This is a genomic window from Mycoplasma leonicaptivi ATCC 49890 (assembly GCF_000622205.1).
Taxonomy (GTDB): domain Bacteria; phylum Bacillota_I; class Bacilli_A; order Mycoplasmatales; family Metamycoplasmataceae; genus Mycoplasmopsis; species Mycoplasmopsis leonicaptivi.
In genome coordinates, this window is record NZ_KK211410.1 from 17,515 (window position 1) to 21,711 (window position 4,197).

Annotated in this window: 5 protein-coding genes and 2 tRNA genes; all 7 read right to left on the minus strand. The window is 25.5% G+C overall.

Translation table 4 applies throughout. The annotated features are described in order from the left end of the window. Positions 1-341: 341 nt before the first annotated feature. The 7 genes from BU00_RS0104035 to BU00_RS04815 all read right to left on the minus strand — a co-directional run bounded on the left by BU00_RS0104035 (position 342) and on the right by BU00_RS04815 (position 4,166). Positions 342-1,073, minus strand: coding sequence for a class I SAM-dependent methyltransferase (locus BU00_RS0104035; protein ID WP_027121568.1), 732 nt, complete (start codon positions 1,071-1,073; stop codon positions 342-344). Next, positions 1,066-1,776 carry a peptide chain release factor N(5)-glutamine methyltransferase gene (prmC, locus tag BU00_RS0104040; RefSeq protein WP_027121569.1) on the minus strand — a complete coding sequence of 237 codons (711 nt, stop codon included), beginning with the start codon at positions 1,774-1,776 and terminating at the stop codon, positions 1,066-1,068. Before prmC ends, BU00_RS0104035 begins: the two co-directional genes overlap by 8 nt. Beyond that, a complete protein-coding gene (gene prfA, locus BU00_RS0104045) occupies positions 1,776-2,855 on the minus strand; it encodes a peptide chain release factor 1 (RefSeq protein ID WP_027121570.1) in 1,080 nt (359 codons plus the stop codon). The genes prmC and prfA overlap by 1 nt, the downstream gene beginning before the upstream one ends. Positions 2,856-2,963: 108 nt before the next feature. Then, positions 2,964-3,054: transfer RNA gene (locus BU00_RS0104050), tRNA-Ser, on the minus strand. A 16-nt stretch (positions 3,055-3,070) separates the two neighbouring features. After that, positions 3,071-3,155, minus strand: a tRNA-Leu gene (locus BU00_RS0104055). 23 nt (positions 3,156-3,178) lie between these two features. Next, a complete protein-coding gene (rsmG, locus tag BU00_RS0104060) occupies positions 3,179-3,865 on the minus strand; it encodes a 16S rRNA (guanine(527)-N(7))-methyltransferase RsmG (RefSeq protein WP_342665350.1) in 687 nt (228 codons plus the stop codon). Between the two features lie 85 nt (positions 3,866-3,950). Then, a complete protein-coding gene (locus BU00_RS04815) occupies positions 3,951-4,166 on the minus strand; it encodes an IS3 family transposase (protein WP_036458996.1) in 216 nt (71 codons plus the stop codon). Positions 4,167-4,197 lie beyond the last annotated feature (31 nt).

Consider the following 4,197-nt stretch of genomic DNA (forward strand, 5'->3'; position numbering starts at 1 on the left):
TTAAAGATTTAAACTTTATTGCAACAACAGATTTAACTACAAATAAAATAATTAAAAAAGAAAAAATTGATAATAATTCATTTTATGAATCATGAGATTTATATAGTAATATACAAGCATTTATTAAAAATATATAGCAAATTTTAATTAAAAAAATGTTTAGGCCTACACAGTAGGTCTAAACATTTTTATTTATTTACAACTGGGAAACTCAGGTGAAAAATTTGCATTTAAAGTAATCGAAAAACATAAAAACAACGACAAAAAGACTATTATTGAAGTCTCAAAATTATAACTTTTAGTAAAAAAATAATTAAAAAACCAAATTTTATAAATTGGTTTTATTTTTTTAAAATTAAAAAGAAAGTATTATCTGAAAACTCTAAAACATCTTTGCTTTCTAAAAAATTCTGATCTCTATCTACTATTTTGATAACTTTAAATTTAGAATATTTTGTTATAAATGTTTTTAATTCTGTTTCTGAAAATAAATGCATAAAGTCGCAATTACCTTCACTGTTAATATAAATATAATCACCGTTTTGTTCCAACTTAAATTCTTTTTCACAATTTTTTAGATTTAAAAATTTTCTTCTTTGGTATTGAACTTCATCTCTTTTGTGTGCTGTAAAAATAAAATAAGAATTCTTCTTTAAAACTCTATAAATTTCTTGTAAAACCTTTATTCTAGATTTATGGGAAGGAATCCCGGGAAAACCATTAAATGAAAAGAAAGCAAAATCAAAAGACAAATCATTATAAGGTAAACAAGAAGCATCACATCTCTTAAAATCTATATTAGTTTTAAAAATAGTTGAATTTATTTTTTTAGCTGTTTCAATCATTGTTGAAGATATATCAATAGCAGTGATGTTTTGATAACCTAAATTATAAAGACCAAATGAAGTTCTTCCGGTTCCGCAACCTAAATCCAAAATTTTAGAATTTTTATTCGGTAAAATACTTTTAATAATATAACTTTCAGATTTTCATAAACCTATATTTATTGTTGCGTTAAGATATTTTTGTATTGTTGATAGTTTATGAAAATTTTGTTTATCATTTTTATTCATATCTAAAAACTACCATTCGATTTTTTTGAGAAATATCCTTATGAATAACAATATTATATTCTTTTTGCATCTCTTTTCATCATTCCATATGCAATGGATTTATTTCAAAATAAATTTTTCCACGATCATTCAAAAAATTTCTTGCGTTTTTTATTATTTCTTTGTAAAACCATAAACCATTATCGTTAGCAAAAAGAGCGGTATGTGGTTCATAATTTAAAACAGAACTACTTAATTCTTCATTATGTGAAATATAAGGAGGATTGCACACTATAATATCAAATTTATCTTTGATATTTTTAAATAAATCACTTTGTATAATATTAATATTAACATTGTTTTTAAATATATTTATTTTTGATTGTTCAATTGCATCTAATGAAATATCGCTCATAGTAACATTTCAATTTTGTTTATGTTTTTTTAAAGCAATGCCTATAAAACCAGAACCACAACATAAATCTAATATTTTGAGATTTTCATCTTTGTTTTCTTGTAAAACTAACAAAATTAATTCTTCAGTTTCATATCTTGGTATAAGAACATTTTTCGATACATCTATACTAACATTAGCCAAATCAACATAGCCAATAATTTTTTGAACTGGCATACCTTTTTCTAAAAGTTTTAGTTCATTATTTGTAACTTCTTGTACTAGACCATATCTTCTTTTTTCAAGAATTAAATCTTCTTTTGTCGGCACTAAATTCCTGCTTCTTTAATTTTTTCATTTTGTTCTTCTGTTAATAATGCATCAATTATAGAATTTAATTTTCCTTCCATAACTGGTGATAATGAAGTTGAATGTGATATTCTGTGATCAGTAACACGATCTTGTGGATAGTTATATGTTCTGATTTTTTCTGCTCTTGCACCAGAACCAGCTAATTTTCTATAACCTGATTCTTCTTGTTGTTTTTTTTGTAATTCAATATCATATAATTTTGATTTTAAAATACGCATTGCTATTTCTTTATTTTGTATTTGACTTTTTCCTTCTTGACAAGAAACAACTATTCCAGTTGGAAAATGAGTAATTCTAACTGCTGAATCTGTTGTATTAACAGATTGACCACCATTACCACTTGATCTAAAAACATCTATTCTAATATCTTCTTGTTTTACTTCTATTTCTATATCATCATCAATTTCAGGCATCACTGTAACTGTTGATGTTGAAGTGTGAACACGACCTTTTGTTTCGGTAACTGGTATTCTTTGTACCCTATGAACCCCAGATTCAAATTTTAACTTAGAATAAGGTTTGTCACCTTTTACTGAAAATGTGATTAAAGTAAAACCACCTGCTTCGGCTGGTGTTGCATTTAATAATGTTGTTTGCATGCTGTTTTGAGAACATCATTTTGAGTACATTCTATATAAATCACCTGCAAAAATATTGGCCTCATCACCACCAGCTGCTCCCCTTATTTCAACAATAACATCTTTATCATCATTTTCATCTTTTGGTAGAATTAAAATCTTTAATTCTGATGTAAGTTTTTCCATTAAATTTTGAGAATCTGCAATTTCTTGTTTTGCTAAACTTAAAAGTTCTTCATCTTTTTCAATACTAAGCAATTCCTTGGCTGATTTGAAATTACTCTCTGCTGATAAATATTTATTAAATGTTTCAACTATTTCACTAATCGAATTAAGTTCCTTGTTAATTTTGTTATATTTTTGAATATCTGAAATAATTTCTTGTGTATTAAGTGATTGTTCTAATTCTTCATATTTCTTTTTTATTTGAAGTAATGAATTATACATTGTGTTTTCCATAGTGTTTTAATTTTATCATATTTTGCTTATGTATGCTTTATATTCACTTTGTTTTATAAAAAATAAATAAAAAACAGTTTTCAAACTGTTTTTAGACTTATATATAAATGGCGGAACAGAGAGGATTTGAACCTCCGCGGGAGTTGCCTCCCCTACAGTCTTAGCAGGACCGCCTCTTCAGCCTCTTGAGTACTGTTCCAATTACAAAATATTAATGGTGCCCAAGACAGGACTTGAACCTGCACGGATTGCTCCACTAGATCCTTAGTCTAGCGTGTCTGCCAATTTCACCACTCGGGCAATATGGTATATTATACCATAACTTACTTTTTAGATTTAATATTTTTTCATGCAAATGGAAACTCCGAATTCGTACTTCTTTGTTTTTCAATATATAAAATAAAATTATTTCTTGTAGAAGAAGTTTGTGATAATTCTTGTATTTTTAAATTATAATCTAATTTTGCTAATACATCTTGCGCTTGTGTTAATTCACTTTTTAGTTGATTGCTTTTTAATAAAATCATTGATCCTTTAACTTTTACTAAATGAAAACTTGACATTAAAAGACTTCTTACATCAGCAACTGCTCTTGCTGTAACAATATCAAATAGATTTTTTTCTTTTACTTCTTCTGACCTTGTTCTAAACACAGAAACATAGTCACTTAAGTCAAGTTGTTCTATAACTATATTCAAAAAATCAACTCTTTTTTGAATCGGTTCATATATAGTTATTTTGTTTGTTGGTTTTGTTAAAATATAAGGAATCGATGGAAAACCTGCACCTGCTCCTATATCTAAAATACTAATATTTTCTTTATTTTTTGTTATTTCTAACATAAACATTAATGACTCTAAAATACCTTCTTCTCAAAGTCTTTCACCTTTAAAACCTGTTAAATTCATAAAACTATTATAATGCTCTATTAATTTGAAATATCTTTCAAATAAAGATAATTCTCAATTATTTTGCTCACATAAATCTTTAATTTTTTGATATGAACTCATAATTTCTCACTTTCTATTTCATTTAAAACTAATAAATAAAAAATACATCTTAAACATGGACACAAAAAATTAACATTTTTATAAATTATAACATCATAGCAGTTTGCTGTGGTGTTTTTCATTCTAAATTTGATTGAATTCTCTCTTCATTATATCAATCAACATATTCTTTTATTTTAATATTTAATTCTTCAAAAGTAATTTCTGAATAATCTAAATCGTTTAATAATTCAGTTTTTATTATACCGAATCAAAATATTCGGAAGCGTAGATTATTTTGTGTAAATTCTCTTAATAGCAAATATTTAATTTAAAATATTTATATTAGGAGA